The organism is Rhodococcus sp. NPDC055024, assembly GCF_053608585.1.
In genome coordinates this window covers 261,652-287,732 of record NZ_JBSGVT010000007.1, presented here as the reverse complement: position 1 = coordinate 287,732, position 26,081 = coordinate 261,652, and the positions used below count along the sequence as shown (strand labels likewise).

At 62.3% G+C, this 26,081-nt stretch carries 27 protein-coding genes; 14 read left to right on the top strand and 13 right to left on the bottom strand.

Going from position 1 to position 26,081, the window contains the following annotated elements; genetic code table 11:
- Positions 1 to 5: 5 nt before the first annotated feature.
- From ACWF6P_RS17325 to ACWF6P_RS17315, 3 genes are all read right to left on the bottom strand, one after another.
- Positions 6 to 2,510: an HAD-IC family P-type ATPase gene (locus ACWF6P_RS17325; protein WP_452621803.1), complete on the bottom strand. Its 2,505-nt coding sequence runs from the start codon at positions 2,508 to 2,510 to the stop codon at positions 6 to 8.
- 76 nt (positions 2,511 to 2,586) lie between these two features.
- Positions 2,587 to 3,702 (bottom strand): MBL fold metallo-hydrolase, encoded by a 1,116-nt coding sequence (locus ACWF6P_RS17320; RefSeq protein ID WP_378532416.1) that lies wholly within the window; start codon positions 3,700 to 3,702, stop codon positions 2,587 to 2,589.
- Between the two features lie 62 nt (positions 3,703 to 3,764).
- Complete coding sequence (locus ACWF6P_RS17315; protein ID WP_378446313.1) at positions 3,765 to 4,496, bottom strand: enoyl-CoA hydratase; 732 nt, start codon at positions 4,494 to 4,496, stop codon at positions 3,765 to 3,767.
- 112 nt (positions 4,497 to 4,608) lie between these two features.
- Between ACWF6P_RS17315 and ACWF6P_RS17310 the strand changes: the two genes are divergently transcribed.
- Together ACWF6P_RS17310 and ACWF6P_RS17305 are read left to right on the top strand one after the other, a co-directional pair.
- Entirely contained in the window at positions 4,609 to 5,712 is a 1,104-nt protein-coding gene (locus tag ACWF6P_RS17310; RefSeq protein ID WP_378543323.1) for an NAD(P)-binding domain-containing protein, read from the top strand.
- Entirely contained in the window at positions 5,709 to 7,151 is a 1,443-nt protein-coding gene (locus ACWF6P_RS17305; protein WP_452621802.1) for a phospholipase D-like domain-containing protein, read from the top strand. Before ACWF6P_RS17310 ends, ACWF6P_RS17305 begins: the two co-directional genes overlap by 4 nt.
- Positions 7,152 to 7,155: 4 nt before the next feature.
- Here ACWF6P_RS17305 and ACWF6P_RS17300 read toward each other — a convergent pair whose 3' ends face one another.
- Positions 7,156 to 7,698 (bottom strand): DUF6630 family protein, encoded by a 543-nt coding sequence (locus ACWF6P_RS17300; RefSeq protein ID WP_452621801.1) that lies wholly within the window; start codon positions 7,696 to 7,698, stop codon positions 7,156 to 7,158.
- 353 nt (positions 7,699 to 8,051) lie between these two features.
- Here ACWF6P_RS17300 and ACWF6P_RS17295 point away from each other — a divergent pair, with 353 nt between their 5' ends.
- From ACWF6P_RS17295 to ACWF6P_RS17270, 6 genes are read left to right on the top strand one after another with little or no spacing between them, the layout of a single operon-like run.
- Positions 8,052 to 10,937 carry an ATP-binding protein gene (locus ACWF6P_RS17295; protein WP_452621800.1) on the top strand — a complete coding sequence of 962 codons (2,886 nt, stop codon included), beginning with the start codon at positions 8,052 to 8,054 and terminating at the stop codon, positions 10,935 to 10,937.
- Positions 10,934 to 11,350 carry a roadblock/LC7 domain-containing protein gene (locus ACWF6P_RS17290; protein WP_452621799.1) on the top strand — a complete coding sequence of 139 codons (417 nt, stop codon included), beginning with the start codon at positions 10,934 to 10,936 and terminating at the stop codon, positions 11,348 to 11,350. The genes ACWF6P_RS17295 and ACWF6P_RS17290 overlap by 4 nt, the downstream gene beginning before the upstream one ends.
- Positions 11,351 to 11,355: 5 nt before the next feature.
- Positions 11,356 to 11,730: a DUF742 domain-containing protein gene (locus tag ACWF6P_RS17285; protein ID WP_019744850.1), complete on the top strand. Its 375-nt coding sequence runs from the start codon at positions 11,356 to 11,358 to the stop codon at positions 11,728 to 11,730.
- Positions 11,711 to 12,298 carry a GTP-binding protein gene (locus ACWF6P_RS17280; protein WP_378446307.1) on the top strand — a complete coding sequence of 196 codons (588 nt, stop codon included), beginning with the start codon at positions 11,711 to 11,713 and terminating at the stop codon, positions 12,296 to 12,298. Before ACWF6P_RS17285 ends, ACWF6P_RS17280 begins: the two co-directional genes overlap by 20 nt.
- Positions 12,299 to 12,338: 40 nt before the next feature.
- Positions 12,339 to 13,133, top strand: coding sequence for an MHYT domain-containing protein (locus ACWF6P_RS17275; RefSeq protein WP_452621798.1), 795 nt, complete (start codon positions 12,339 to 12,341; stop codon positions 13,131 to 13,133).
- Positions 13,134 to 13,186: 53 nt separating this feature from the next.
- Positions 13,187 to 13,729 (top strand): AAA family ATPase, encoded by a 543-nt coding sequence (locus ACWF6P_RS17270; protein ID WP_452621797.1) that lies wholly within the window; start codon positions 13,187 to 13,189, stop codon positions 13,727 to 13,729.
- Positions 13,730 to 13,736: 7 nt separating this feature from the next.
- On the opposite strand, the gene ACWF6P_RS17265 is transcribed toward ACWF6P_RS17270, so the two are convergent.
- Together ACWF6P_RS17265 and ACWF6P_RS17260 are read right to left on the bottom strand one after the other, a co-directional pair.
- Entirely contained in the window at positions 13,737 to 14,195 is a 459-nt protein-coding gene (locus tag ACWF6P_RS17265; protein WP_452621833.1) for a GNAT family N-acetyltransferase, read from the bottom strand.
- Between the two features lie 56 nt (positions 14,196 to 14,251).
- Entirely contained in the window at positions 14,252 to 14,839 is a 588-nt protein-coding gene (locus tag ACWF6P_RS17260) for a helix-turn-helix domain-containing protein (protein ID WP_037128769.1), read from the bottom strand.
- Positions 14,840 to 14,910: 71 nt separating this feature from the next.
- Here ACWF6P_RS17260 and ACWF6P_RS17255 point away from each other — a divergent pair, with 71 nt between their 5' ends.
- Entirely contained in the window at positions 14,911 to 15,939 is a 1,029-nt protein-coding gene (locus ACWF6P_RS17255) for an NAD(P)/FAD-dependent oxidoreductase (protein ID WP_452621796.1), read from the top strand.
- 9 nt (positions 15,940 to 15,948) lie between these two features.
- On the opposite strand, the gene ACWF6P_RS17250 is transcribed toward ACWF6P_RS17255, so the two are convergent.
- Genes ACWF6P_RS17250 through ctaD form a run of 3 tightly spaced genes read right to left on the bottom strand, consistent with a single transcriptional unit; the run spans position 15,949 to position 18,697 of the window.
- Entirely contained in the window at positions 15,949 to 16,368 is a 420-nt protein-coding gene (locus tag ACWF6P_RS17250; RefSeq protein WP_452621832.1) for a DUF5313 family protein, read from the bottom strand.
- A gap of 55 nt (positions 16,369 to 16,423) precedes the next feature.
- Positions 16,424 to 16,897 (bottom strand): MarR family winged helix-turn-helix transcriptional regulator, encoded by a 474-nt coding sequence (locus ACWF6P_RS17245; RefSeq protein ID WP_378446301.1) that lies wholly within the window; start codon positions 16,895 to 16,897, stop codon positions 16,424 to 16,426.
- 45 nt (positions 16,898 to 16,942) lie between these two features.
- On the bottom strand, positions 16,943 to 18,697 hold the full coding sequence (gene ctaD, locus ACWF6P_RS17240; RefSeq protein WP_452621795.1) for an aa3-type cytochrome oxidase subunit I: 1,755 nt from the start codon (positions 18,695 to 18,697) through the stop codon (positions 16,943 to 16,945).
- Positions 18,698 to 18,900: 203 nt separating this feature from the next.
- On the opposite strand from ctaD, the gene ACWF6P_RS17235 reads away from it, so the two are divergent.
- Positions 18,901 to 20,052: an NADH:flavin oxidoreductase gene (locus tag ACWF6P_RS17235; protein ID WP_378543305.1), complete on the top strand. Its 1,152-nt coding sequence runs from the start codon at positions 18,901 to 18,903 to the stop codon at positions 20,050 to 20,052.
- A gap of 64 nt (positions 20,053 to 20,116) precedes the next feature.
- Here the strand turns inward: ACWF6P_RS17235 and ACWF6P_RS17230 are convergent, their stop codons facing one another.
- Complete coding sequence (locus ACWF6P_RS17230; protein WP_452621794.1) at positions 20,117 to 20,965, bottom strand: aldo/keto reductase; 849 nt, start codon at positions 20,963 to 20,965, stop codon at positions 20,117 to 20,119.
- Positions 20,966 to 21,095: 130 nt separating this feature from the next.
- Between ACWF6P_RS17230 and ACWF6P_RS17225 the strand changes: the two genes are divergently transcribed.
- Positions 21,096 to 21,692: a class I SAM-dependent methyltransferase gene (locus tag ACWF6P_RS17225; protein ID WP_452621793.1), complete on the top strand. Its 597-nt coding sequence runs from the start codon at positions 21,096 to 21,098 to the stop codon at positions 21,690 to 21,692.
- 89 nt (positions 21,693 to 21,781) lie between these two features.
- A complete protein-coding gene (locus tag ACWF6P_RS17220) occupies positions 21,782 to 23,413 on the top strand; it encodes an ABC-F family ATP-binding cassette domain-containing protein (protein WP_378644758.1) in 1,632 nt (543 codons plus the stop codon).
- Positions 23,414 to 23,574: 161 nt separating this feature from the next.
- Here the strand turns inward: ACWF6P_RS17220 and ACWF6P_RS17215 are convergent, their stop codons facing one another.
- The 3 genes from ACWF6P_RS17215 to ACWF6P_RS17205 form a co-directional block, all read right to left on the bottom strand.
- The gene (locus tag ACWF6P_RS17215; protein ID WP_452621792.1) at positions 23,575 to 24,150 is read right to left on the bottom strand and encodes a TetR/AcrR family transcriptional regulator; all 576 of its coding nucleotides are present in this window, start codon (positions 24,148 to 24,150) and stop codon (positions 23,575 to 23,577) included.
- Positions 24,151 to 24,564 (bottom strand): VOC family protein, encoded by a 414-nt coding sequence (locus ACWF6P_RS17210; RefSeq protein ID WP_452621791.1) that lies wholly within the window; start codon positions 24,562 to 24,564, stop codon positions 24,151 to 24,153.
- A 77-nt stretch (positions 24,565 to 24,641) separates the two neighbouring features.
- Complete coding sequence (locus ACWF6P_RS17205) at positions 24,642 to 25,061, bottom strand: hypothetical protein (protein WP_452621790.1); 420 nt, start codon at positions 25,059 to 25,061, stop codon at positions 24,642 to 24,644.
- A 105-nt stretch (positions 25,062 to 25,166) separates the two neighbouring features.
- Between ACWF6P_RS17205 and ACWF6P_RS17200 the strand changes: the two genes are divergently transcribed.
- Positions 25,167 to 25,517, top strand: a complete 351-nt coding sequence (locus ACWF6P_RS17200; RefSeq protein WP_452621789.1) for a helix-turn-helix transcriptional regulator — start codon at positions 25,167 to 25,169, stop codon at positions 25,515 to 25,517.
- A complete protein-coding gene (locus ACWF6P_RS17195; RefSeq protein ID WP_378532382.1) occupies positions 25,510 to 26,055 on the top strand; it encodes a hypothetical protein in 546 nt (181 codons plus the stop codon). Before ACWF6P_RS17200 ends, ACWF6P_RS17195 begins: the two co-directional genes overlap by 8 nt.
- Positions 26,056 to 26,081: the final 26 nt, after the last annotated feature.

Genomic DNA, 26,081 nt, shown 5'->3' with positions numbered 1-26,081 from the left:
ACTGTCTACTCGCTGTGCGCGTGGTGATGCTCGCCGGGTAAGTCGTCCGGCGTGGCGAACATCTTCCTTTTCTCCCCGTGCAGGCGTGCGCTGATCCACCACGAGAGTTCCACCAGTACAACACCGATCGCGCCGAGGGTGATCGCGAGCGTCGTAGCAGCGACGTTGCTCGGATCCAGTTTGAAGAACTCTCGGGTGAACGGCAGAGCGAACAGAATCAGATAGCCGGCCACCGATCCACCGATCAGAACAAGCTTCCACCAGACGTACGGCCTGGCCACGACGGCCAGAACCCACACGGCGATCATGATCAACGTGATGAGCGCGCTGGTTCCGGCCTGGATCTTCTGAGTTTCCGTCTGGTCCGGACCTTGGTAGGCCAGCACGTAGGAGATGAACGTGGTGATGCCGATGATCAGACCTGACGGCAGCGCCAAGCGCATGACGCGGGAGACGAAACCGGTTCGCGCGCGCTCGTTGTTGGGTGCCAGAGACAAGATGAAGGCCGGGATACCGATCGTGAACCACGCTGCGATCGTGACGTGGCGGGGAAGGAACGGGTACGGCAGCGGTTCGAAGTCGAAGACCTGGGACAGGACGCCGGTGATGCCGATCAGGAACGCAAGCACCACCGAGTAGACGGTCTTGGTCAGGAACAGATTCGACACACGCTCGATGTTGCCGATCACTCGGCGGCCTTCCGCGACGACGTACGGAAGCGTCGCGAACTTGTTGTCCAGCAGCACGATCTGGGCCACGGCTCGCGTAGCCGGGCTGCCCGAACCCATCGAGACCCCGATGTCGGCGTCCTTGAGGGCGAGCACGTCGTTGACGCCGTCACCGGTCATCGCGACGGTATGTCCGCGAGACTGCAAGGCAGCGACCATTTCCCGCTTCTGATCCGGCCGCACGCGACCGAAGGTTGTTGCGCCGTCGAGAGTGTCCGCCAGCTTTTCCTGATCGCTGGGCAGCTCCCGCGCATCGATCGGACGGTCGCCACCTTCGAGTCCGAGTGACCCCGCAACGGCGCCGACGGAAACCGCGTTGTCGCCGGAAATGACCTTGACCGCCACCTTCTGACTGGCGAAGTACTCCAACGTCTCCTGTGCGTCCGGACGCACCTTCTGCTCGAGTACGACCAGCGCTTCGGGGGTGACAGTTCCCGGTGCGTCGGCGTTGTCGACGGGGAGGTCGCTGCTGCCGAGCATGAGGACACGAAGTCCGCTCGACCCCACCTCCTCGGCCTTGCGGGCCATTTCCGAGTCGGGATCGAGCAGAACGTCCGGGGCACCGAGTACCCAGTTACCGTGACTGCCGTACGACTGGCCGCTCCACTTCTTCGCCGAGGAGAACGGCGCCACCGCTGTCGCCTCGCCCCACCCGGAATCGTCGGAGAGCGACTCGCGAATCGCCAGGACACTCGCGTTGGGACGAGGGTCGGAAGCAGCCATCGCGCTCAGCGCAGACTTGACCGCAGCCTCCCCCGATCCGCCCGGTGCGACATCGACCTCGGACAGGCGCATGCCGTTCTCGGTCAGCGTTCCGGTCTTGTCCGCACACACCACGTCGACGCGGGCCAGACCCTCGATCGCCGGCAACTCCTGAACGAGGCACTGGCGCTTGCCCAATCGGATGACCCCGACCGCAAATGCGATGGAGGTCATCAGCACAAGACCTTCGGGAACCATGGGAACGAGAGCTGCCACCATGCCGTTGAGGGCCGGTCGGATCGGCAGGCCGATGGTGAAGAGCTGGTTGAAGATGATCAGCGCACCCGCCGGAATCATCAGGTAGGTGATGAATTTCAGGATCTTGTCGATGCCGCTGCGCAGTTCGGAATGCACGAGGGTGAACTTGCTCGCCTCTTCGGCCAGCTTGGCCGCGTATGCATCGCCGCCGACCTTGGTGGCGCGGTATGCACCACTGCCCGCGGCAACAAAACTGCCCGACAACACTTGCTGGCCGCTCGCCTTGTGAACCGGATCGGCTTCACCCGTCAGGAGCGATTCGTCGACCTCGAGTGCGGCGGAACTGACCACCTCGCCGTCGACGACTATCTGGTCACCAGATCCGAGTTCGATAATGTCGTCGAGCACAACATCTTTGGGTGCCATTGCCACGGCGACGCCGTCACGCCTGACCATCGGCTTGGCCTGACTCACGATGGCCAGAGCGTCGAGCGTGCGCTTGGCGCGGATCTCCTGGATGATGCCGATGCCGCTGTTCGCGATGATCAACAACCCGAACATGCCGTCGATGATCGAGCCCGTCGCGAGCACGATCACCAACAACACGGTCAGGATCGCGTTGATGCGAGTGAAGACGTTGCCGCGAATGATGTCCTTGACCGAGCGGGACGCCCGGTCCGGCACGTCGTTGGTTTGCCCCGACGCGATCCGGGCCGCAACCTGATCGGCGGTCAAACCGCGGGCGACGTCGACGTCGTCCGGCAATCGCTCAGGGGCGACCGCCACTGCTGTCTCTTCTGAACTGGTGTGCTCGTGAGCCATGGTCAAAGATTACGCACCCGGAGCAACTAATCAGGGTTCGACTCGAAAGGCAACCACGTCCGCGGCGCTTCCCCGCTCATCCCAGCGGTATCCACCACTTCGACGGAGGTGTGGGCGACAACGCGTCGATCCTGCCGCCCGGCATCGGAACCGACACGGTCGTGCCTGCCTCTGCGGCCGACTCGTTGAGGCGAATGATCGGCTCCGACCACGAGTGAAACGCGAGGTTGAAGGTCGCCCAGTGAATCGGGACGAATACACCGCGCGACCCGTCGCCCTTGTTGAGGTCGATGTGCGTCTGCACTGCCTCTTCGGGATTCATGTGAATGTCCGGCCAGCGCACGTCGTACGCGCCGACGGGGAGAAGCGTCAGATCGAAAGGCCCATAGGTTTCACCCAGCTGTTCGAAACGTGATGTGTATCCGCTGTCACCACCGAAGAACACCCGGTGCTTCGGACCGGCGAACACCCATGACGCCCACTGGGTCGTGTTCCGAACGAGACCGCGACCGGAGAAGTGACGAGCCTCGGTGCACGTGAGAACCAGCTCGTCGATTTTTGTCGACTCGTCCCAGTCCAATTCCACGATCCGGTTCTCGGGCACCTTCCAGTGCCGCAAGTGAGCACCGATACCGATCGGCACGACAAACGGAGCCGTCTGTGTGCGAGTCAGAGTCTTGACCGTCGCCATGTCGAGATGGTCGTAATGATCGTGGGAGATGACGATCGCATCGACCGCCGGAAGATCGGCCAAGGCCACCGGAGCGGGATGCATTCGTGCGGGACCCACTGTGGCCGAGGGTGATACGCGTTCGCTCCACACCGGATCAGCAAGAACACGGTATCCGTCGACCTCGACGAGAACGCTCGAATGGCCGTACCACGTCACCGCCGCGTCGCCCGCTACCGCCGGTGCCAGCGGAGTGGCCAACGGAATCGGCTGACGCGGCCGACCCGTCGACCCTCGCGTAGCCATCGACTTGAACATCCCGGCATCGGTGCCCGGGACCAACGTGCTGCTGGGCTCCGAATTGTGGAACTGCCTGTCCCGGTATCGCGGGGACATCGCCGCATACGGCTGCACCGTGTTCCGCGATGCCCCGATCTGCGTCGGGATTCCCCATGCGGCTCGCGCCACCCATCCTGTTGCCGCGGCAACTGCAGCAACTCCGAGAAGCGTCGTCTTCTTCATTCAGACGAGCGTAGCCACTATCTGCCCCGCGTGCGTGGCGCCTGAGTACCCTGCAACTGGCTTTACTTTCCCTTGAATACGGGAGGGCGGTTTTCGATGCGGGCGGCGCGGGCTTCCTGGACATCCTCGCTGAGCCAGGCGGCGTGAAGGGCGTCGAGTTGCTCGGGAGACTGCTCCTCCATGGTCCCGTCGTCGTTGAGGACCATCTTCATGTGCCGCAAGGACAGCGGTGCGAGATTCGCGATGCGGTGCGCCCACTCCTGGGCGTCGGCGAGGGTTCCGATCTTGTTGGCGAGGCCGCGGGTGAAGGCTTCCTCAGCGCCGATCTGCTCGATCCCGAGCAGGATGGTGCGCGCGGGACCGCCGCCGACCAGCGACGCGAGCCGGCGCATGGTCCACTTGTCCACCGAGACACCGAGGGTCGCTGCCGGGATTCCGAAGCGAGCGCTCGGTGCTACGACGCGCAGATCCGACGCGATGGCCAACTGCGTACCCGCCCCGATGGCCGGACCGTTGACGGCAGCGATGACCGGGATGGGCGCCGTGTCGATCGACCGAAGCATCTCGAACAGGCGGTCGGTGAAGCCCTCCATGTAGACGTCACCGGAGAGGTCTGCCCCTGCACAGAACGCCGATCCCTCACCGGTGATGACGACGACGTGCGCATGCTCGGCGACTGCCGCATTCATCGCGTCCCGTATCGCGATGCAGAGTTCCGCGCTGAGCGCATTACGACGCTCGTGACGCTGCAACTCGATGGTCACGACGTTGCCGTCACGGGAGAACCCGATCATGTCCGCTCTCTTTCGTTTCTGGAAGGCTCGACACAGGGATGTTCCGAGGCGCCGATACCGTCCGCATACTTCTCTGCAGCTAAGTTCTGTACATCAGGAGGTTAGATTACCGATGAGTACAGACGACCTTGCCGCACAGCAACCACACCCGGTTGACGTGGTGGTGATCGGCGCAGGACAGGCCGGACTCTCCGCCGCGTACTACCTGCGCAAGTTCGGAATCGCACCCGAATCGGGGTTCGTGGTGCTCGATCATGCGTCCGGTCCGGGCGGAGCGTGGCAGTTCCGTTGGCCGAGCCTGACACTGAGCACCGTCAACGGTGTGCATGACCTCCCGGGAATGTCTTTCGCGGAAACCACCGGGACCGACGCCCAACAGGTGCCTGCATCGGTGGCGGTCCCCCACTACTTCGAACTGTACGAAAAGCAATTCGAACTTCCCGTCCACCGCCCGGTACACACGCGAGTGGTGTGCCCGAGGGAAGAGCGACTGCGGATCGAGACCGACCACGGAGTGTTCGCGGCCCGAGGCTTGATCAACGCGACGGGAACCTGGGAGCGACCCTTCATTCCCCATTACCCTGGGGCCGATTCATTTCGTGGCCGACAGCTCCACACGAAGGACTATCGAACCGCCGCGGAGTTCGAAGGCAAACATGTTGTCGTGGTCGGCGGCGGGATCTCGGCCGTCCAACTGCTCGACGAGATCTCACGCGTCACGACCACCACCTGGGTGACGCGCCGCGAACCGGAGTTCCGCGACGAGCCGTTCACGCCGGACATCGGCCGCGCTGCGGTGGCCATGGTCGAGGATCGTGTACGACGCGGTCTGCCACCGGGATCCGTTGTTTCGGTCACCGGCCTCCCCGTAACGCCTGCCATTCGGGCAGCACGTGAGCGTGGTGTGATGAATCGACTCCCGATGTTCTCCGAAATCCTTCCGAACGGCGTGAAGTGGGCCGACGGCACCGCTATCGATGCCGATGTCATCCTGTGGTGCACCGGATTTCGTAGCTCTCTCGATCACCTGGCTCCGTTGCACCTACGAGGGCCGGGTGGCGGAATCCCGATGACAGGACGCCTCGCCACGCAGGTCGAAGCCGACCCTCGCGTGCACTTGGTGGGATACGGTCCGTCGTCTTCGACGATCGGAGCCAACCGCGCGGGCCAAGCGGCAGCTCGCGAACTGACAGCTTACCTGGGGATCGGCGAATGAACAGAATTCTTGTTCCGGGCGAAACCTGCTGGCGCATCGAGCCGGCAGACAATCTTGCCTGCATCGTCGACGCCGCTGACTACTTTCACCATGCGAAGTCCGCGATGTTGCAAGCCGAAAAGCGAATCATGTTGATCGGCTGGGACTTCGACACGCGTATCAAACTCGAACCAGGCAAGCAGACGCTCGACGGCCCCAACCGGTTGGGAATGTTCCTCCGCTGGCTGGTCCGCGAGAAACCCGACCTCGAAATCCTCGTACTCAAATGGAACATCGGGGCGTTCACCGCAATCGGCCGCGGTATGACTCCTGTCTTCGTGTCCAACTGGTTGACCGACGAGCGCCTTCGGTTCGAGATCGACGGCGCCCACCCGGTGGGCGCGGCGCACCATCAGAAGATCATCGTCATCGACGACGCCCTGGCGTTCTGCGGCGGCATCGACATGACTGTGGACCGCTGGGACACCTCGGATCACGTCGACCGAAACGATTACCGAATCACGCCGAGCGGAAGGCGTTACGGCCCTTGGCATGACGCGACCACGGCGGTCGACGGCAATGCGGCGGCGGCCATCGGCGAATTGGCGCGGGCACGCTGGAAATCCGCAACCGGCGAGGATCTCACACCGGTCGAGAGCACTGCGACTCCGTGGCCCGTCAATCTGGCGCCCACCTTGCGGGTTGTCGACGTAGCCGTCGCCAGAACATTGCCGGAGCTCGGCGAACGCACGGAGGTGCGTGAGATCGAGGCGCTGTATCTCGCGGCCATCGCCGGGGCCAAGCGCACTCTGTACATCGAAAGCCAGTACCTCGCCTCACGCACTCTGGCCGAGGCGATTGCCGCGCGCCTGCGTGAGGACGACGGACCGGAGATCGTTCTGGTCATTCCGCGCAACGCCGACGGTTGGCTGGAACAAAAGGCGATGGACGGGGCGCGCCACGACCTGTTGCATCTGCTGTGGGCCGCCGATATCCACAACCGATTCGGTGCGTTTTATCCCGTGACCTCTTCTGGCGCACCTATTTACGTCCACGCCAAGGTTCTCGTGATGGACGATCGTCTCCTGCGAATCGGTTCGTCGAACCTCAACAACCGTTCGATGGGGTTCGATACGGAGTGTGACATCGCCGTCGAATCCGACGACGCCGCAGACGTCGAGTTGCGGGCCTCGATCATCGGTTTGAGGCGCCGTCTACTCAGCGAGCACCTCGACGTCACCGAGGAAGAAGTCGACGACGCATTGCGTGAGCGCTCACTGTTGTCGACGGTTCGCAGTCTTGCGTCTTCCAACGCTCGCAGTCTGCGCGAATTCGACCGGAACACAGTGGACGGCGAAGACCACGTGCTCGCTGAAAACGCGCTGATGGATCCCGAGCGCACGCCGCCCAGACTGAGCGACCGAATCGAGGGATTCCGTCGTCTCCTCGGTAAACGCTGAGACGCTAGAACACGCGGACGCTGTGCCCGGTTGTCAGTGAGAGTTCGACGAGTGTTGCGGCTCGATCACTCGGGACGAGCACAACGAGAAACGTATCGCTGTCGCTGTCGAGCCAGGCCACGGAAACGCCTGCCCCGGCGATGTTGTCGCCCACCCGCGCGAGAAGCGATTCCAGTCCGGCAGCTCGATCGAAGGCAGCGGCAAGGCTGTCTGCCCACTCCCACGATCCCGCACTTGCGGGCGAAGACTTCAGCTCTCGCAGCTGGCCGAGAACCTCGCCCGCGTCCTCGTTCCAGTCCACCCAGACGAGGAGTTCTTGTTCGTGCAACGCGTCGACGAGAGCGAACCACGCCAATTCGGGGTGTGGCTTCTCGAGCTTCTGTGAGTACAGCTCGTTCTGTACTGCGACATACCGTTCCGGGTAGTCGATTGCGAGAGTCACACGGTCGATGACTGTCGAGCTGTTCGGGGCAAGCAGTTCCGCGATCGCGCGCAACGCATCGCGAGCAGGTCCACCCACTATGGCTCCAAGGTTCGATTCGGTCATCGGCGCGGTTTCCACAGTCTGACACGCGGGTCCGCCTCGTACGGACCTGTCCTCGACGTTCGGTGCAGAGTCAGACACCGTTGCGGAGAGTTCCCTCACGCTTACGAACCAAAGTTCAGATAGCTACCAAATCGAACAACTCGGCTATCCTATTCGCCGCACTTGTCCGTTTAGCCTTTCACCTGGTCTTACAATCCCGATATAGTCATGGTCGATCCGTTGAGACAACTGGAATGTAGCGAGCCAGCGAACAGTCTGTTACCGTTCAGCTAACTACTCCTTCTGGTCAAACCGGATCGAAGGGGTTCGGGCAATGACCCACGGGGGGTTGACGTGAAGGGGCCATGTTCCGCATGAAACACGATTCACACACGACAACCTCTTGGTGGTCGATCGGCGAATGGCGCCTGGGATGGAAGGTCATCGCTGTCCTCGCATTGCCGATGATCGTCGCCGTTGTCCTCGGAGCCCTTCGAGTTCAGACAGAACTCGAAGAAGCCGCGCAGCTGAGTTCCTCGTCCGAGCGCGCCCTCGCAGTGCCAGCAGCGATCAATCTGGAATCGGCATTGTACGAACTCGCCGAAGCGGCATCGGCACGCTCCGACACCGCTCGTGCCACGCAAGCAGTCTCCGACGCGATGGACCAACTTGTCGATGCCGCCCGCACGTTCCAGTCCGACGATGCCCTCAACGACCAAGTGACTTCGGCGTTGGCCGAGAGCCGTTCCATCACCGAGGAGATCGCCGCCGGCGCGGTGGCACCCGCTCGCCTGGTTTCGCGGGTCGGTGAGGTCTCACGAGCCCTTTCCGGCACCTTCACCAGCGTCGTCGAGCATTCTCAGCGCCCAGTCCTGCGTGAACAGGGTGGTCGACTGTCCGCACTCTGGGAAGCGCGACGAGCCTTGGCCGAACAACGAATCCTCTTCGGCTCAGGCGATCCGGACCAGCAGGCTCGCACCTCGATGGTCAGCGCTGCCGGCGCCGAACTGGTCGCTCTGAACAACATCCTCACGATCGACGGAACCAACGACACCGTCCAGGCCCTGAGCAACTCGGCTCAGAACCGGATCAACGCCCTCGGATCAACTCCGTCGACTTCTCCTCTGGGGAGCCGCGTCGGTGCCGATCTGAAATCTGGAAACGAGCAGTACAACAGCCTCACCGACACCACAGTCACCGAGTTCGGCGACGCCGTCACCGCTGAATCCAATGCCGCACGAACCGCGGCACTTCGCGACACCGCGATTGTGCTCGGCGCGGTCCTGCTGGCCCTGGCCATCGCCCTCGTCATCAGCCGATCGCTCATCGATCCGATCCGCCGGTTGCGTTTTGCCGCCCTGCAGGCAGCGAGACGCGGACTTCCCGACGCGATCGAACGAATTCGCGCAGGTGCCAGTACCGACGAACTCGATTTTGCCCGTGTCCCGATCCGCACCCACGAGGAAATCGGCGAGCTCGCACGCGCCGTGGACGACATGCACGGCCAGGCCATCACACTCGCCGGCGAGCAGGCCACACTGCGGCGCCAGGTCAACGACATGTTCGAAACGCTGTCGAGGCGCAACAAGTCCCTCGTCGACCAGCAACTCGGTTTGATCGAACAGTTGGAGCAAGACGAAGACGACCCGCGTCGCCTCGAGAATCTGTTCCGGCTCGACCACATCGCCGCGAGAATGCGCCGAAACGGCGACAACTTGTTGGTTCTCGCCGGAACCGATGTACGCCGCGCCAGGACCGCCCCCATCGCCCTCGGCGATACCCTTCGTGCCGCCGTGTCAGGCGTCGAGGAGTATCGACGCGTTGAACTCGGGCAGATTCCGCCCGGAGTCGTCACCGGTCATGCGGCCCCGGACGTCGTTCATCTCATCGCCGAGCTGCTCGACAATTCGCTGCGGTACTCCCCACCTGAGACCACCGTCTCCATCAACGCCGCCCGCACCATCGACGGCTCCATGATCGTCGAGGTCGCTGATCTCGGTATCGGCATGTCACCTGCCGATATCCTCGATGCCAACGAACGCCTCGCCGCCGGCGGCGAGATGAGCGCAGATACAGCGCGTCGCATGGGTTTGTTCGTCGTGAGCCGAATCAGTCGTCGCTACAACATCTCTGTGCGCCTGCGCCCGACGGCAACGTCGTCGACACACAGCGGCATCACCGCCACGGTGCTCCTACCGACGTCGATTCTCGATTCTTCTCGGGCACCCGAGATCCGCACGCCGCGAACCGGACCCGTTCCCACGCTCGATCGGACTCCCCCTCCCGCAACGTCTGCACCGTTCGCACCGATCGCGCAGTCCGCACCGTCGGCTCCGTCGGCACCGTCATGGTCACAGCCCGTCCCGACCCAATCCGCACCCCCTGCGACCAGAAGTTTCGCTGATCTCCCGCGTCGAACGCCCGCTAACAGCACCGATCGGACTGAGACGTTCGCCCCGATCACACCGCAGTCGACGCCGCCGGCAACAGCGCCTTCGGGGTTACCGCGTCGTACCCCGGGCACAAGCGGAGTACCGACGGTCAGCACCTCGACTCCGACTATTCCGACACCCGCCACGTCGGTGTCATCCTTCACTCCTCTGCTCGATCCCGCAGGGACAAACGCATCGACAGCCCTTCCCGTTCGTACTCCGTCGCCGGAATTCGCCTCGCCGGCACAAGGTCCCGAGATTCCGGTGGGTCCCCAACCGTCGACAACTCCGCCGCCGCGGCACCGGCTCTCAGCCCCGACGCCGACAAATACTGCGGCGTTCTTCTCCTCACGTACCCGTGACGGGCTCTCTGCCCGATCATCGGCGCGCGCTGACAGCGCCGGCGACGGCAACTCGAACGGCGCGCCCACTGCCCCGTCCACGATGCCGATTTTTGCCCGGATGGTGTCGGAGTGGCTCGTCGATCCCACGGCGGAGACGTCAGCGGCTTCCACCGGCAGTTCGTGGACCACGGACGCCGATCAAGGCTGGGTGGCTGCTCGGACGTCATTCGAAATGCCGGTCACCAAGATCGCCGATTCAGGACTTCCCATTCGGGACCGCGGCGCCCGGCTGGTTCCTGGCGCCGTCGGCGGAGGCGGCTCGACACAGCGTCATGCATCCAATCCGGCGGACGTCCAACGTGGTTGGAGCAGTTACCAATCCGGAGTACAACGAGGGCGTCGGCACACCGCCGACCATCAGCGCGATGGCGGACAGTCTTTCGAATCGTCCACGATGTTGCACAACGATGAAGGAGAACAGTGAACACTGTCGGAGCCCAAGAGACTCCCCGCGCACTCGACTGGCTGGTTTCGGCTTTTGCCCGAGACGTGCCGGGTGTGAGTCACGCGATCATCGTCTCAACCGACGGGTTGTTGACGGCCTCGAGCACACACCTTCCGCTCGATCGAGCGGATCAATTGGCCGCTGTCACTTCCGGACTCGCCAGCCTGTCCGCGGGTGCATCACGCCTCTTCGACGGTGGGGCCGTCATGCAGTCCGTCGTCGAGATGGAGAACGGGTACCTACTTCTCATGGGTGTCGGTAGTGGTGCTTACCTTGCCGCCCTCGCCGTTGCCGGATGCGACATCGGCCAGATCGGTTACGAAATGGCGACTCTCGTCGATCGCGTCGGGACAACCATGGACATTGCTCCGCGAACATCGCAGGGTATTTGAGTCCGATGCCTCACCACCAATCCGAGTACGACGACGCCGAACCGAGCTTGGTCCGGCCGTACGCGCTCACCGAAGGTCGGACCCTGCCGTCCATCGACCTCCCGCTCGAAGCGATCATCGCGACGATCGAAGACGTGGTCTCGAACAATCTTGCACCGCAGGATATTCGTGCGTCGATCGTCGCACTGTGTGAGCAGCGGATCTCGATAGCCGAGATCGCTGCCCACCTGGGTGTTCCGATCGGAGTCGTGCGGGTACTGGTTGCCGACCTCGTAGTAGCCGGATCACTGGAAATACATGCCACTCTGCGAAGCGACGCATCTCGAGTCGAGCGACGCGAACTGATCGAAAGGACCCTCAGTGGACTTCGGGCACTCTGACTCATCGTCTCGCGTGAAATCGACCAAAATCGTGATCGCCGGGGGTTTCGGCGTTGGCAAGACAACGCTTGTGGGGACCGTCTCCGAAATCGTCCCCCTCCGCACGGAGGCAATGGTCACCGACGCCAGCGACGGTATCGACAATCTCGGATCCACTCCCGACAAGAGCACCACCACGGTCGCGATGGACTTCGGACGCATCACTCTCGCCGACGACCTGGTCCTCTATCTATTCGGAACCCCGGGCCAGCGCCGCTTCTGGTTCATGTGGGACGACCTCATCACCGGAGCGATCGGTGCGGTCATTCTGGTCGACACGCGCCGTCTGGAAGACAGCTTCGCCGCCGTCGACTTCTTCGAGGCGCGAGGACTCCCGTTCATCGTGGCGGTCAACCGTTTCGACGGCGCACCAATCCATTCGGCGAGCGATCTCCGGCAAGCGTTGGCTTTGCCCAACCGCGTTCCCATGATCGAGATCGACGCCCGTAACCGCGAATCGGCCAAACGCGCGCTGATCGCCATCACCGAGTACTCCCTCGAACGACTTGCAGCCGAAGCGGTCGTCTAGATGAATCACCAGATGCGAATCGTCGCCGAAAGGAACTGGCATGTCGGATGAAATGCACCATTTCTCGATGGGAATCTGGCTGCTCGGGCTCGCCTACGTCGTGTCCGTGGTCGGGTCGGTAGTCGGCCTGGCATGCACCAGGCATTCGGCGTCGGCGACGACAACCGCCACACGCATGCGATGGCTCGCCATGGCTGCCCTGTCGATCGGTGGCGTCGCCATCTGGCTGATGCATTTCATCGCCATGCTCGGCTTCGCAGTCCCCGGAAGTCCCATTCGATACAACCTCGGATGGACCGTGATCTCTGCGATCATGTCGGTGGCCGCCGTGTTTGTCGGTCTGCTGATCATCGGGACCGAATTCCGCTGGTCTCGGCTTCTGATCGGGGGCGTGGTGACCGGTCTCGCCGTGAACGTCATGCATTACACCGGTATGCGCGCCTTACGCTTTCAGGGTGAGATCCATTACGACCTGCTCTTCGTTGCGTTGTCGGTTCTCATCGCAGTCGTCGCCGGAACCGCTGCACTGTGGTTCACCATGGTGCTCGAGTCCACGATTCTGCGTTTTGTCGCCGGGATCATCATGGGTATCGCCGTCGTCGGTATGCACTACACCGGAATGGCCGCAGTCGAGGTTGTCCACGACGCGGCGGCCCCGGCACCGCAGGGGCTCGAAGTGTTCTCCTTCCTCTTCCCCGTCTTCGTTCTCGGCTTGCTGGCGTTGGCAGTTCCGATTGTCGCAGTGCTGACAGCGCCCAACCGTGCGACGGCTCGGATGGAATCCGCCGCCGACGACCTGGCGTTCGAAGCTCGAGAGTTCGCGATCTCGAACTGAGAGGAGTGCGGGGCGAGTCGATGTAGATCGACGACGCCCCGTACATTTCGAGGATGGTGGAAGCCGGACACAAACCCCAGCCGTCGGCCCGCGCAACGCTGGTCGTGATCGGTGGTTTGCCGGCCACCGGCAAGTCGACGATCGCGCGGGCACTTGCCCAGCATCACCAGGTTCCCTACGTGCGGATCGATACCATCGAACAGGCACTGACCCGCAGCGGTATCGATGATGCGTCCGGGACCGCTGGATACATCACCGGGTACGCGCTCGCCGCCGAACAATTACGACTCGGAATCTCGGTCGTGGTCGAATGCGTCAACCCGATCGAGATGACACGAAACGCCTGGTTCGCTACCGCACAACATAATTCAGCGAACTTACTCAACGTCGAGGTTGTCTGTTCGGATCCCGACGAGCATCGCCGACGCGCGGAGCAGCGTGTCGGCGACATCCCGGATCTTGTACTACCTAAGTGGCGGGAAATCCTGGATCGAGACTACGAGCCATGGACCACGGAACGGCTGGTGCTCGACACCGCAATCATGAACGCCGACAGCGCAGTACAACGCATCACTGCCCGAATGTTCGCAGCGTGAGAACTGTTCACAGCGTGAGAACAAAAAAGGCACTGTTCGGATCTTCGCGGTAGTTCCCGAACGGTGGACACGGCACAAACCCGAATTTTGCATACAGTCGACGTGCCGGATCGAAGAAGTCTTGCGTGCCGGTCTCCAATTCGAGTTGCCGGTAGCCTCGTTGTCTCGACTCGTCCACGACGTGTTGAAGAAGTCGCGTTCCCACTCCGCGCCCACGAGCTGCCGAAGATGTTCGCATCGACTTGATTTCACCGCTGCTCGACGATCGTTCCTTCAGCGCTGCACAACCGAGTAGTTCGTCGCTTTCGCTCCACAACGTCCACATGGTGACGGAGCTATCCGTCAGACCTGCGACGTCCAGCGCGTGAACGCTCTCCGCAGGCGAGGTCGCATGCATGTCGGCGAGATGTTCGGTCAGTAAGGCGCGGACCGCATCCCGATTCAGGTCGTCAACTTCGATTCGCACAGATCCCTCACCGCCCACTTTGTTTCCACCGGTATCGATCAAAGTATGACTGTCCGTCACTTCGCCGAAGGCTTGGCCCGTACGTGGATGCGTTCTCCTTGCGGCCCGAACAGACTCAGCACCTCGACCGGGCCGCGGCCGTCACTGCCGAACCAGTGCGGGTTGCGAGTGTCGAATTCGGCAGCTTCACCCGTGCCCATCACGATGTCGTGATCGGCCAACACCAACCGCAACCTCCCCGACAAGACGTACAGCCATTCGTAGCCGTCGTGCACTTGGGGGTCCGGTTCCGTCTGGCTTGCCGGGATGGTCATCTTGAATGCCTGCAATCCACCCGGCTGCCGAGTCAGCGGCAACACCGTTCGGCCGCTGACGCTTCGAGGCGCACTCTGGATGCGTGGATCGGCGACCTGCGGTGCCGCCACCAATTGATCCAACGGCACTTGGTGGGCGAGCGCGATCGGAAGCAGCAACTCCAAGCTCGGGCGACGCTCCCCCGCTTCGAGCCTCGACAGAGTGCTCTTCGAAATACCGGTGGACTCGGACAGCGCTGTGAGAGTGACGTTCCTCTGTGTACGAATGCGTTTGAGGCGCGCGCCGATCTGCGAGATGGCGGCATCGATGTGCGGACCGTTGACATTCATGATCCGAGTCTGACGACGATTCCCAGAAATGGCAACAATAGTTGCTGAGACTTCTCGTCCGCAGGCAACCTGTGCTCATGCGAACACACACTGAAACAGAGATCCTCGACACCGTGATCGTCGGCGGTGGCGCCGCCGGACTCAGCGCAGCCCTGGTGTTGGGTCGTGCGCGGCGCACGGTCGCCGTTATCGATTCCGGTAAACCGCGCAACGCGCCCGCAGCACACATGCACGGCTTCCTCTCGCGAGACGGCATGGCGCCCGGCGAGTGGCTTACCGTCGGACGCAGCGAATTGCAGACGTACGGAGTGGAATTCAATCGCGATGACGTTGTCGACATTTCCTGGCGTGGTATCGAACCCGGCTTTGTCGTCGAACTGTCAGGAGGCACAACCCTCGAGACCCGCACTGTGCTCGTTGCCACAGGCCTACAGGATTCACTCCCGGAAATACCAGGTATCCAAGAGCTTTGGGGACAGAGCGTGCTCCATTGCCCGTACTGCCATGCATATGAGATCAGTGACGAGCCGATCGGCGTTCTCGGCGGCGACGCTCGCGAGATGTCACTTCACCAGGCGCTTCTACTCCGACAGTGGTCGTCGGATGTGAAGTTCTTTCCCCACCACATCTCGCTCACCCCTGACGAACGCGCGCGACTGGCTGCACGTGGCGTGACCGTTGTAGATGGACAGGTATCTGGATTGATCCGCGAGAGAGGCGAACTGAAGGCCGTCGAACTCGACAGCGGCCAACTGGTTGCACGCTCAGCACTGTTCGTTGCGCCGCGTTTCATTCCGAACGACTCGCATCTGACGCGACTCGGGTGTAAAACCGGCCCTACTGGATTCGTGGCTGTCGACACTTCCGGCGCCACCAGCGTTCCAGGCGTCTGGGGCGCCGGCAACGTCGTCGACCCTCGCGCTCAGGTGATAGGCGCTGCCGCTGCCGGGTCGACGGCGGCAATCGCGATCAACGGATACCTGGTCGAGCAAGATGTCGAATCGGCTCTTCGTTCGACCGAGCCTGTGGGCGGTTTCTCGGCGGCCGTGGAGCAACGCGTCTGTGAGATGAACGGCGGCAGCGCCCTCCACGGCATGTGACCGAGGTGTCTACGTCGCGGGCCCGCCGTGCAACTTCTCGTAGGCGGCCTTCTCGGCGTCGTGGCGCGAGACCTTTTTCGGGTTCTCGAGGTCGGAAGGCAAACCGTGACGCTCGAGGCGACGCGACCTGTTCTGAGCCATGTAGGAGACCGAATAGAACAGTGCCAGAAGTACTCCGAGCAGCACCATCGATGCCCGCAGGGCCAAAGGCCCGGGGAAGAGCATGAAGGCAGCGAAGACCGGAAGGAACGGCACCATGCTGCGGATCAGGTGACGCGGCACAGCCCAGTCACCGATCAGGTCGTTTCGCACCCATTCCTGCATGGAATCGGGCAGCTTGCGCCCCACTGAATAACCCAACCACTGAAGGGGATTCGGGCTCGTACGTTGCTTTTTGGAAGTCACGGAAGTCACCTGTTCGGTACGCATCGACGGTACTGACGCAGTCATCACGTTTCTTTCGGATGCAGTCATCACATTTCTCTCATTGGTCCAAGGCTCCGGCGCGGAGCGCGGCCTCGTTGACCCGCGTCAGAACGTTGTGGAGTTCTTCGAGTTCGGCGAGGCTCACGCCGAGCTTCGCGACGACCGCCGGGGGGATCTTCTCCGCCTCCGTGCGCAGCGCCACACCCGCTTCGGTGAGGTCCACGTCCAGTTGACGTTCGTCGGCGCGGCTACGGGTGCGCGTGATCAACCCGGACGCCTCGAGTCGCTTGAGGAGCGGCGACAGCGTCGGCGAATCGAGCTGCAGTGCCTGCCCGATTTCCTTGACCGCCATCGGCGACTTTCCCCACAGTGCCAGCATCACCAGATACTGGGGATGCGTGAGGCCCATCGGCTCGAGCAGTGGCCGGTAGACGGACAGCACCGCCCGGTTCGCGACCGCAAGTGCAAAGCACACCTGCCGGTCGAGAGCCAGCGGATCGTCCATCTGCGTCTGCGGAGCCTTCGTCGTCATGAATCCGATGCTATCAGATTAATTAGTGCAGTAACTATTATTGCACTAATCAATTTGGCGATGATCGTCACTCTTCTCCAACGTCGACGTGGGTTGCCCGGTGAGACCCACGTGCGCTTCCGCCCTCATTCGCTCGACCATGTGCGGGTAGTGCAGCTCGAAGGCCGGGCGTTCGCTGCGGATGCGCGGCAACTCGGTGAAGTTGTGACGCGGCGGCGGGCAGGTGGTCGCCCACTCCAGCGAGTTTCCGTAGCCCCACGGATCGTCGACGGTGACCACTTCTCCGTAGCGGTAACTCTTGAAGACGTTCCACAGGAAGGGCAGCGTCGACGCACCGAGCACGAAGGCGAAGATCGTGGACACCGAGTTGAGCACGGCGAATCCGTCCGAGGGCAGGTAGTCGGCGTAACGACGCGGCATGCCCTCGCCGCCGAGCCAGTGCTGGACGAGGAATGTGCCATGGAAACCGACGAAGGTGGTCCAGAAGTGCCACTTGCCCAGTCGCTCGTCGAGCAGACGCCCCGTCATCTTCGGGAACCAGAAGTAGATGCCGGCATAGGTGGCGAACACGACCGTGCCGAAGACCACGTAATGGAAGTGGGCGACAACAAAATACGTGTCGGTGACATGGAAGTCGATCGGCGGACTCGCGAGGATGACACCCGACAGACCACCGAAGAGGAAGGTGATCAGGAAGCCCACCGAGAACAGCATCGGCGACTCGAAAGTCAACTGCCCCTTCCACATCGTTCCGATCCAGTTGAAGATTTTCACACCGGTCGGCACGGCGATCAGGAACGTCATGAACGAGAAGTACGGCAGGAGAACAGCACCCGTCGCGTACATGTGGTGAGCCCATACCGCGATCGAGAGGGCAGCAATCGCGAGCGTCGCATAGACCAATCCGGTGTAACCGAAGATCGGTTTACGACTGAAGACCGGGAAGATCTCCGAGACGATGCCGAAGAACGGCAACGCGATGATGTACACCTCAGGGTGACCGAAGAACCAGAACAGGTGCTGCCACAGCAGAACTCCGCCCGATGCCGGGTCGAAGATGTGCCCACCGAGGTGACGGTCGACGAACAGACCCATGAACGCGGCGGTCAGGAGCGGGAACGCCATCAAGATCAGGATGCTGGTGATGAAGATGTTCCAGGTGAAGATGGACATGCGGAACATCGTCATGCCGGGTGCTCGCAGGCAGATCACGGTGGTGATCATGTTGACCGCACCGAGAATGGTGCCGAGGCCACCGACCGTCAGACCGAAGACCCACAGGTCAGCTCCGACGCCGGGGCTGTGTACCGCGCCGGAGAGCGGGGTGTAGGCCGTCCACCCGAAGTCGGCGGCGCCGCCCGGCGTGAGGAATCCACCGAGGACGATGAGGCCACCAAAAGTGAAGAGCCAGAAGCCGAATGAGTTCAAACGCGGGAACGCCACGTCGGGCGCACCGATCTGCAGCGGAAGTATGTAGTTCGCGAATCCGAAGACGACTGGGGTCGCGTACAGCAGCAGCATGATCGTGCCGTGCATGGTGAACAGCTGATTGAACTGTTCGTTGGAGAGGAACTGCATCCCGGGAACGGCCAGTTCTGCGCGCATGAACAGCGCCATCAGACCGCCGATCAGGAAGAACACGAACGCAGTGATCAAGTACATGATCCCGATCTTCTTGTGATCGGTCGTCTTGATCATCTCGAGCATCCACGACCCCTTGGGATCACGACGCTTCGGATACGGCCGCTCCGGAATCGGCTCCAGCTCTCCGGCCCGCTCGTTCGGCACCGTCGTTGTCATGCTCGCGCGTCCTCTTTCGTGCTCGATACCGCCCTCAGAAACTTTCCGCACGACCATATCGCATGTTAATAGTTAATGCACAAACTAAGTTGGGTTTACATAACCACTGATCGAAAACCGAACGTACGCAACCTTTTGCAGATTTCAGGGAGATAAACTCATGCGGCGGAATAGGTCGAGGGTCCGCTGTGTTGAACAATCCCGTGACTCTTCCCGACACATCGACAGCACCCGAGGCCTCCGCGTTGCGCGGCCTCTTCGAGCCTTTCGAGGTCAAATCACTCTCGTTGCGCAACCGTTTCGCCATGGCCCCGATGACGCGCGCCTTCTCTCCCGACGGAATCCCCGGCGCCGACGTGGCCGAGTACTACCGTCGTCGCGCAGCAGGTGGTGTCGGCTTGATCATCACCGAAGGCACCTACATCCCCGACCCGGCAGCCGGCCCGCACACCCGCGTACCGCGCATCTACGGTGATTCGAGCCTGGGCGGCTGGAAGTCGGTTGTCGACGCCGTCCACGCCGAGGGTGGATCGATCATTCCTCAGCTGTGGCACCTCGGAGTCGAGCGCGGCGAGAACTCGCACCTGAACCCCGAGGTCGAAACCGTCAGCCCCTCCGGTCTGGCGCTGGACGGCACCCGTTTGGGACGCGAATTCACCACGTCGGATCTCGACGACTTGAAGCAGTCGTGGGTGGATGCCGCGCTCAACGCGAAGAACACCGGCTTCGACGGTCTCGAGTTGCACGGCGCACACGGCTACCTGCTCGACGAATTCCTCTGGGCAGGAACCAATGTCCGGACCGATGGATACGGCGGATCGCTCGAAGCTCGCACCCGTTTCCCGGCCGAGGTCGTCTCCGCAATCCGAGAGGCAGTCGGGGACGAGTTCGCGATCGTCTACCGATTCTCGCAGTGGAAGTCCGGCCAGTACGACGCTCGTATCGCGCAGAGCCCGGCAGAACTCGGCCGCATCCTCACTCCCCTGGTCGACGCCGGCGTCGACGTCCTGCATCCGTCGACGAGGCGTCATTGGGAACCGGCATTCGCTGAGCTCGACGGTGAAGACGGCAAGCTCGGCCTCGCCGGTTGGACCAAGAAGCTGACCGGGTTGCCGACTATCACCGTCGGCTCGGTCGGACTCGATTCCGTGTTCACGACGGCATTCACCGGCGACGCTGCATCGGCTGTGACCGGACTGGAGCGTCTCGAAGCTCAGTACGAGAACGGCGAATTCGACATGGTTGCCATCGGACGCGCACTGCTCGCCGATCCCGAGTGGGTCGACAAGCTCCGCACCGGACGCACGGACGAGCACATCGCATTCACTGCAGAACACCGCACACACCTGAACTGACCTCGCACGACAAAACGGCACTCCCGCGATTGAGGGAGTGCCGTTCGTGGATCTACCGGAAGTTCTAGCTGCCGAGCGTGACCGGGTCGGGGCCGATACGGCCGGCCGGCTCGTCGAGAGCACCGATCGCGTTGATCTGTTCCGGAGTCAGCTCGAAGCCGAAGACATCGAAGTTGGCTGCGATGCGTTCCGGGGTCACCGACTTCGGAATCACCACGTTGCCGATCTGCAGGTGCCAGCGAATGATCACCTGAGCCGCGGTCACGCCATGAGCGTCGGCGATGGCAGTGATGACGGGGTCGCCGAGAACGGTTCCCTGGCCCAGCGGGCTCCACGCCTCCGTCGCGATTCCCTTGCCGGTGTGGAAGGCGCGCAGTTCTGCCTGGTTGAACTTGGGGTGGAGCTCGATCTGATTGAGGACCGGCACCTCACCGGTTTCACCGATTACACGCTCGAGGTTCTCGATGGTGAAGTTGGAGACGCCGATGGAACGAACCCGTCCGTCGGCCTTGAGCTTCTGGAATGCCTTGAACGTCTCGACGTACAAGTCCTTCGACGGAACCGGCCAGTGGATCAGGTACAGATCGAGGTAGTCGAGACCCAACTTGTCGAGGCTGGCGTCGAATGCGGCAAGCGTCGAGTCGTAACCCTGGTCGTCGTTCCACAGTTTGGTCGTGATGTAGAGGTCTTCGCGGGCGATGCCGGATTCGGCGATAGCGCGGCCCACGCCCACCTCGTTGCCGTAGATCTTGGCGGTGTCGATACTGCGGTAGCCGGTCTTCAGGGCGGTGGAGACGGCTTCCTGCGTTTCGTCGTCCGGAACCTGGAACACACCGAATCCCAGTGCGGGGATCGTCTTACCGTCGTTCAGAACAATTGTCGGTACAGAGGTCACATCGTTGGTTTCGGTCATATTCGGAACCAACGCGCCAGAGCACGGAGGCATTCCCCGTCGAACATCCGGGGAGGGCCCTTGTACCGCCCGAAATGCCGGTCTACCTTGGTAGACAAGTATTGGAATCGCCTCGAGAAAAGAGAGAGCGATGAATCTTTCATATCGTCTCGCCTACAAGGTCGGCGTCACTCCGTGGGAGCACACCGGGCACGGGTTCGACGCTCAGCTGTCCGGACTTCTCGACGCGATTACCGTTCCGGAAGGTGGCCGTGCCCTCGATATCGGCTGCGGCACCGGACGTCATTCGATCGAGCTGGCGCAACGCGGTTGGCACGTCACCGGCGTCGACGCCGAGCAGGAACCGTTGGACAAAGCGCGCATCCATGCACGTGAAGCCCACGTCGACGTCCGGTTCCTCCATGAGGACGCCGCAGACCTGCACATAGCCGTCGACGGTGGGCACATGCTGGTACTCGACATCGGCTGCTTTCACGGGCTGTCCGAACATCAGCGACGGGACTACGGGAGGTCGGTCAACGCGATCACCGCGCCGGGCGCGTCCATGGTCATGTTCGCGTTCGGGCCAGGTCACCGCTGGCCGATGCCGCACGGCGTCTCCGAGGAGGACGTCATCCGCGCATTCGACGGATGGTCGACGGCCTCTAGCATGGCCGCGGACGTGAGCGAATCGCCACTTCCAGTCCGTGCGGCGCATCCGTGCTGGTATCACCTGGTTCGGGACTGACTGCTGTGCGCCTTTATTAACCGCCCGCGGTTAATAAAGGCGCACAGCACCGATTAACAGAGGCGCACAGCACCAGGGATACTTCTCAGGTGACTGCAACACTGCGCATCAGCGGCCTCTCTGCTTCCCGGGGAGAACGCACCCTGTTCTCCGACCTCGATCTGACGGTGGCGCCTGGCGACGTCATCGGCCTCGTCGGGGCAAACGGCGCCGGCAAGTCGACGCTTCTCACTGCCCTGGCCGGAATCGGAACCGCCGACGTCGAGGGTTCGATCATCCTCAGCCCGCCGGATGCTGCGGTCGGTTACCTCGCGCAGGAACCCGACCGCATCGAGGGCGAGACCGTCCTCGAGTTCCTCGGCCGACGCACCGGGGTCGCGCACGCCGAGGCGGCTATGAACACCGCGGCCGAAACGCTGGCTGAAGCCGAAGAGGATCTGTACTCCCCGGCGCTGGAGCGCTGGCTCGCGCTGGGCGGCGCCGATCTGTTCGAGCGCGCCGAGAAGGTAGTCGAAGAACTCGGACTTGGCGTATCCCTCGACGCTCACATGACGGCATTGTCCGGCGGTCAGGCCGCCCGCGCCGGCCTCGCATCGCTGCTGCTTTCGCGCTACGACATTCTCCTGTTGGACGAGCCCACCAACGATCTCGACCTGCGAGGTCTCGAGCAGTTGGAACGATTTGTCGCCGAGACCCGAGCCGCGTTGGTCGTCGTGAGCCACGATCGCGAGTTCCTCTCGCGCACCGTCACCGGGATCGTGGAACTCGATCTGGCACAACAGGACATCGCCGTGTACGACGGCGGCTACGAGTCGTACCTCGCCGAACGCGAGATAGCCCGCCAGCATGCACGCGAGGCCTTCGAGGAATATGCCGGCACCCGCTCCGATCTCGAAGATCGTGCACAGATGCAGCGCAACTGGATGGAACACGGCGTCCGGAACGCGCGCCGTAAGGCCAAGGACAACGACAAGATCGGACGCGGATTGCGGACCGAGTCGACGGAGAAGCAAGCCGCGAAGGCCCGCCAGACTCAACGCCGCATCGAGCGGCTCGAAGTGGTCGAGGAACCGCGCAAAGAGTGGGAACTTCGTATGGAGATCGCGGCTGCTCCGCGGTCCGGTTCCGTTGTCGCAACCACGAACGGCGCCAAGGTGACTCGCGGTCAGTTCACGTTCGGTCCGGTCACGACGCAAATCGACTGGGGCGATCGAATTCTCGTCACGGGCGCGAACGGTGCCGGCAAGACCACCCTCCTGAACGTCCTGCTCGGCAAACTCGTCCCGGACGAGGGCATCGCATCTTTGGGTTCAGGTGTCGCGATCGGTGAGATCGATCAGGCGCGCGGATTGTTCGAAGGCGATCAACCAGTAGTCGAGGCCTTCGGCGCTCAGGTTCCGGACTGGCCAGACGCCGATGTCCGCACGCTCCTTGCCAAGTTCGGCCTGCGTGGACACCACGTGCTCAGATCTGCCGCTTCACTGTCCCCCGGCGAAAGAACAAGGGCTGCACTGGCTTTACTCCAGGCCCGCGGCGTGAATCTCCTGGTACTGGACGAGCCGACGAACCATCTCGACCTTCCGGCGATCGAACAACTCGAGCAGGCAATGGAGTCGTTCGAGGGAACCCTCCTCCTCGTCACTCACGATCGACGCATGCTCCAATCCACCCGCAGCACGCGGCGGTGGCGGATGGAGAACGGACAACTCTTCGAGGAGTAGCCAACAGCACCGCTTGCGCAGACAACCCGCGTGTGCAACTATTTATGAGGCGCACGCAATAGTTGCATGCGCGGCATAGGTGGTTCACGGGCGACACGATCCCCCGTCGAGCTAGCCGTGTAGGACCTGATCCACTCGAATTGAACTGAATTCAAACGTCTTCAGAGATTCTCGTGCGGAGCCAACGTCAACAGAACCGAATCGACAGCCTGCTCAGCCAGGAGCGCGTCCAGCGGTAAGTGACGGAACAACGCTCGGTAATAGATCGGGGACGCCAATGCGTCCAGGACGAAGTCCAAGTCGAAGTCGCTCCGAAGGTCGCCGCGCAGACGTGCCGATTCCAGCACTGCCGCAGTGGAATCGCGTCGCGGCTGAAAGAACGCCGACTGGAAATCCCGCGCCAATTCCGGGTCCGCGGCCAGATCTGCAACCAACGCGGGCAGTATCCGACCAACTACCGTTTCGCTCAGTCCCACAACCAATGTCGTGATGCCGGCGACCAGGTCTGCCCTGAGATCGCCGGTGTCCGGCGTTGGATCAGTGCCGATATGCGCCACGACGACGTCCACCACCAGGTGCCGCTTTGACGGCCATCTACGGTAGATGGCGGGACGATGCACACCCGCCCTCGTCGCCACCGATCCGATCGACAGCTCCGCATATCCGTTCTCCCCCAACAATTCCAGGGTCGCGGACAGTACGGCGTCGTCGATCCGCTCGTCGCGGGCGCGCACCATCTACAGCACCGGCCGCGGCATGAGCACCAGCCGCCAGCCGTCAGGGTCTTCGAAAGTCATTCCCGCATTCTCCTCCCAGTACGGATTCTCGGCTTCGACGGGTTCGTGCCCCGCCTCACCCAGTCGCTGAACCACCTCGTACATCGCCGACTCGCCGGCGAAGTAGAGCACCAACAGATTGTCCTGCGTCGGCGCCGGGCACGGGCTTCCGTCTTCGTGGGTCGTGAATTCGAGGTGATAGTTCACATCCGGCAGACCCAGCATGATTCCGTCGTAGCCGGCATGTCCGGAAAACCGGTAGAGCTCCGGCAATCCCAGGCAGTCGCGATAGAACGCGATCACCTCGTCGAGCCGGTCGGTGGGTCGCGCTACGCGCACTTGCACTACTTCAAGATAGTTCGGCCACGTTGTCATGGTTAAACAGTACAGTACGTACCGTAACAATTCGAGCGCGAGCCAGACCGTCCCCTGAGCGGTCGACCTCGCGAGACCTACAAACGATCATTCTCCGGAAACGCTGCCTTGGGCATGAACTTCGGCCGGGCGAACAATACCGACAGCTTGGTGGGCTGCGACTCCACCGGGCGATCGGACCGATACAGCAACGCCTGCTGCGGGGTGCTCACCCATTCACTGGCGAAGATCTCACGGAGACGCAAAACCGGCACGTGCGACCCGTCCTCGAGTCGAACGGTGACGTCAGCCGTGGTGTCCGACTGGCCGTACACGACCCACCATGATTCGCCTTCGACATCGCCTGGAGTGTGCTGACCGATACCGATGACGGCACCTTTCTCCATCGGATCGCGCCAGAGCGGTTCGCGCCCTTGCGGTCCCACGCTGTAGCTACCGTCCTCGCGCACCTGCACGACCAGGCTGGACTTCTCGAGCACCAACTGTTCGACCACCATGTGAAGCCCCTTCCATTGCCGAACCTTATCCGCCGGCATCACCCAGAAGCGGGACTATCGCGGTTCGTGTTGACAAACTGTTGGGTTTTTACAACACTTTGATACATGAGCCCAGTCCGGCGGGGAGACGCGCTCCCTATCTTCAATCGCATCGGAGTGCTTCGCGCCGAGCGGAAGATGAGTCGGGCCCAGCTTGCACAACTCGTCGACGTCAATCCGCAGACGGTGGGGGCACTCGAACGCGGCGACCACTACCCCAGCCTGGATCTTGCATTTCGGATCTGCTGGGTATTCGACCTACCGGTCGAGGCGGTGTTCTCGCGGACGGAGTTCGGGCCGCTGTCGACGGAGGTCTACCGGAATGCACCGTCGACGGAGGCCTACCGAAACGCACAGTCGACGGAGGTCTACCGGACTGACCGCATTATCGAGGGGAGTGAAAAGCCAAGTGCCTGAATCGAATCTGATCGACCGCTACCAGGCCCACCGCACTCGGCGGTTCCTGCAGAACGAGGAGACGTTCCGACATTGGCTCCCGAATTGGCGGACCCGTCGACGTCGGCGCGTACTCGTCGTCGCCCTCGGAGTCCTTTTCGCCTTGATGATTGCCGTCGGCATAGCGTGCCTGTTCAATCCGCTCTTCGCGGTGGCTTGGCCGATCCTCACCCTGTTGTTCCTGCCGACGTGGTCCTCACTTCAAATCGTGTCGGGTCGGCAAGGGGATGCGCCGCGGCAGGCTTTGGACGAATGGGAGATCCAGCAACGCAATGACGCTCGCTCTGTCGGGTTGAGCGTGACCCAAACGTTGGTGTTCATTGTCGCCATTTTCCTCATTTTCACCTCGTCGGTGCAGTGGAATGTAGAGAGGCTGCCTTACACGGGAGGTTTATTGGCACTGACTGCAATGCTGATCGGCGCGTGCACGCCCGCGATGATTCTCTCGTGGACCAATCCAGACCCGGATCCGATTGATTCGGAAGAGTTCGACTTCTGACCCGTATTACCGAAGCGCACCACTCG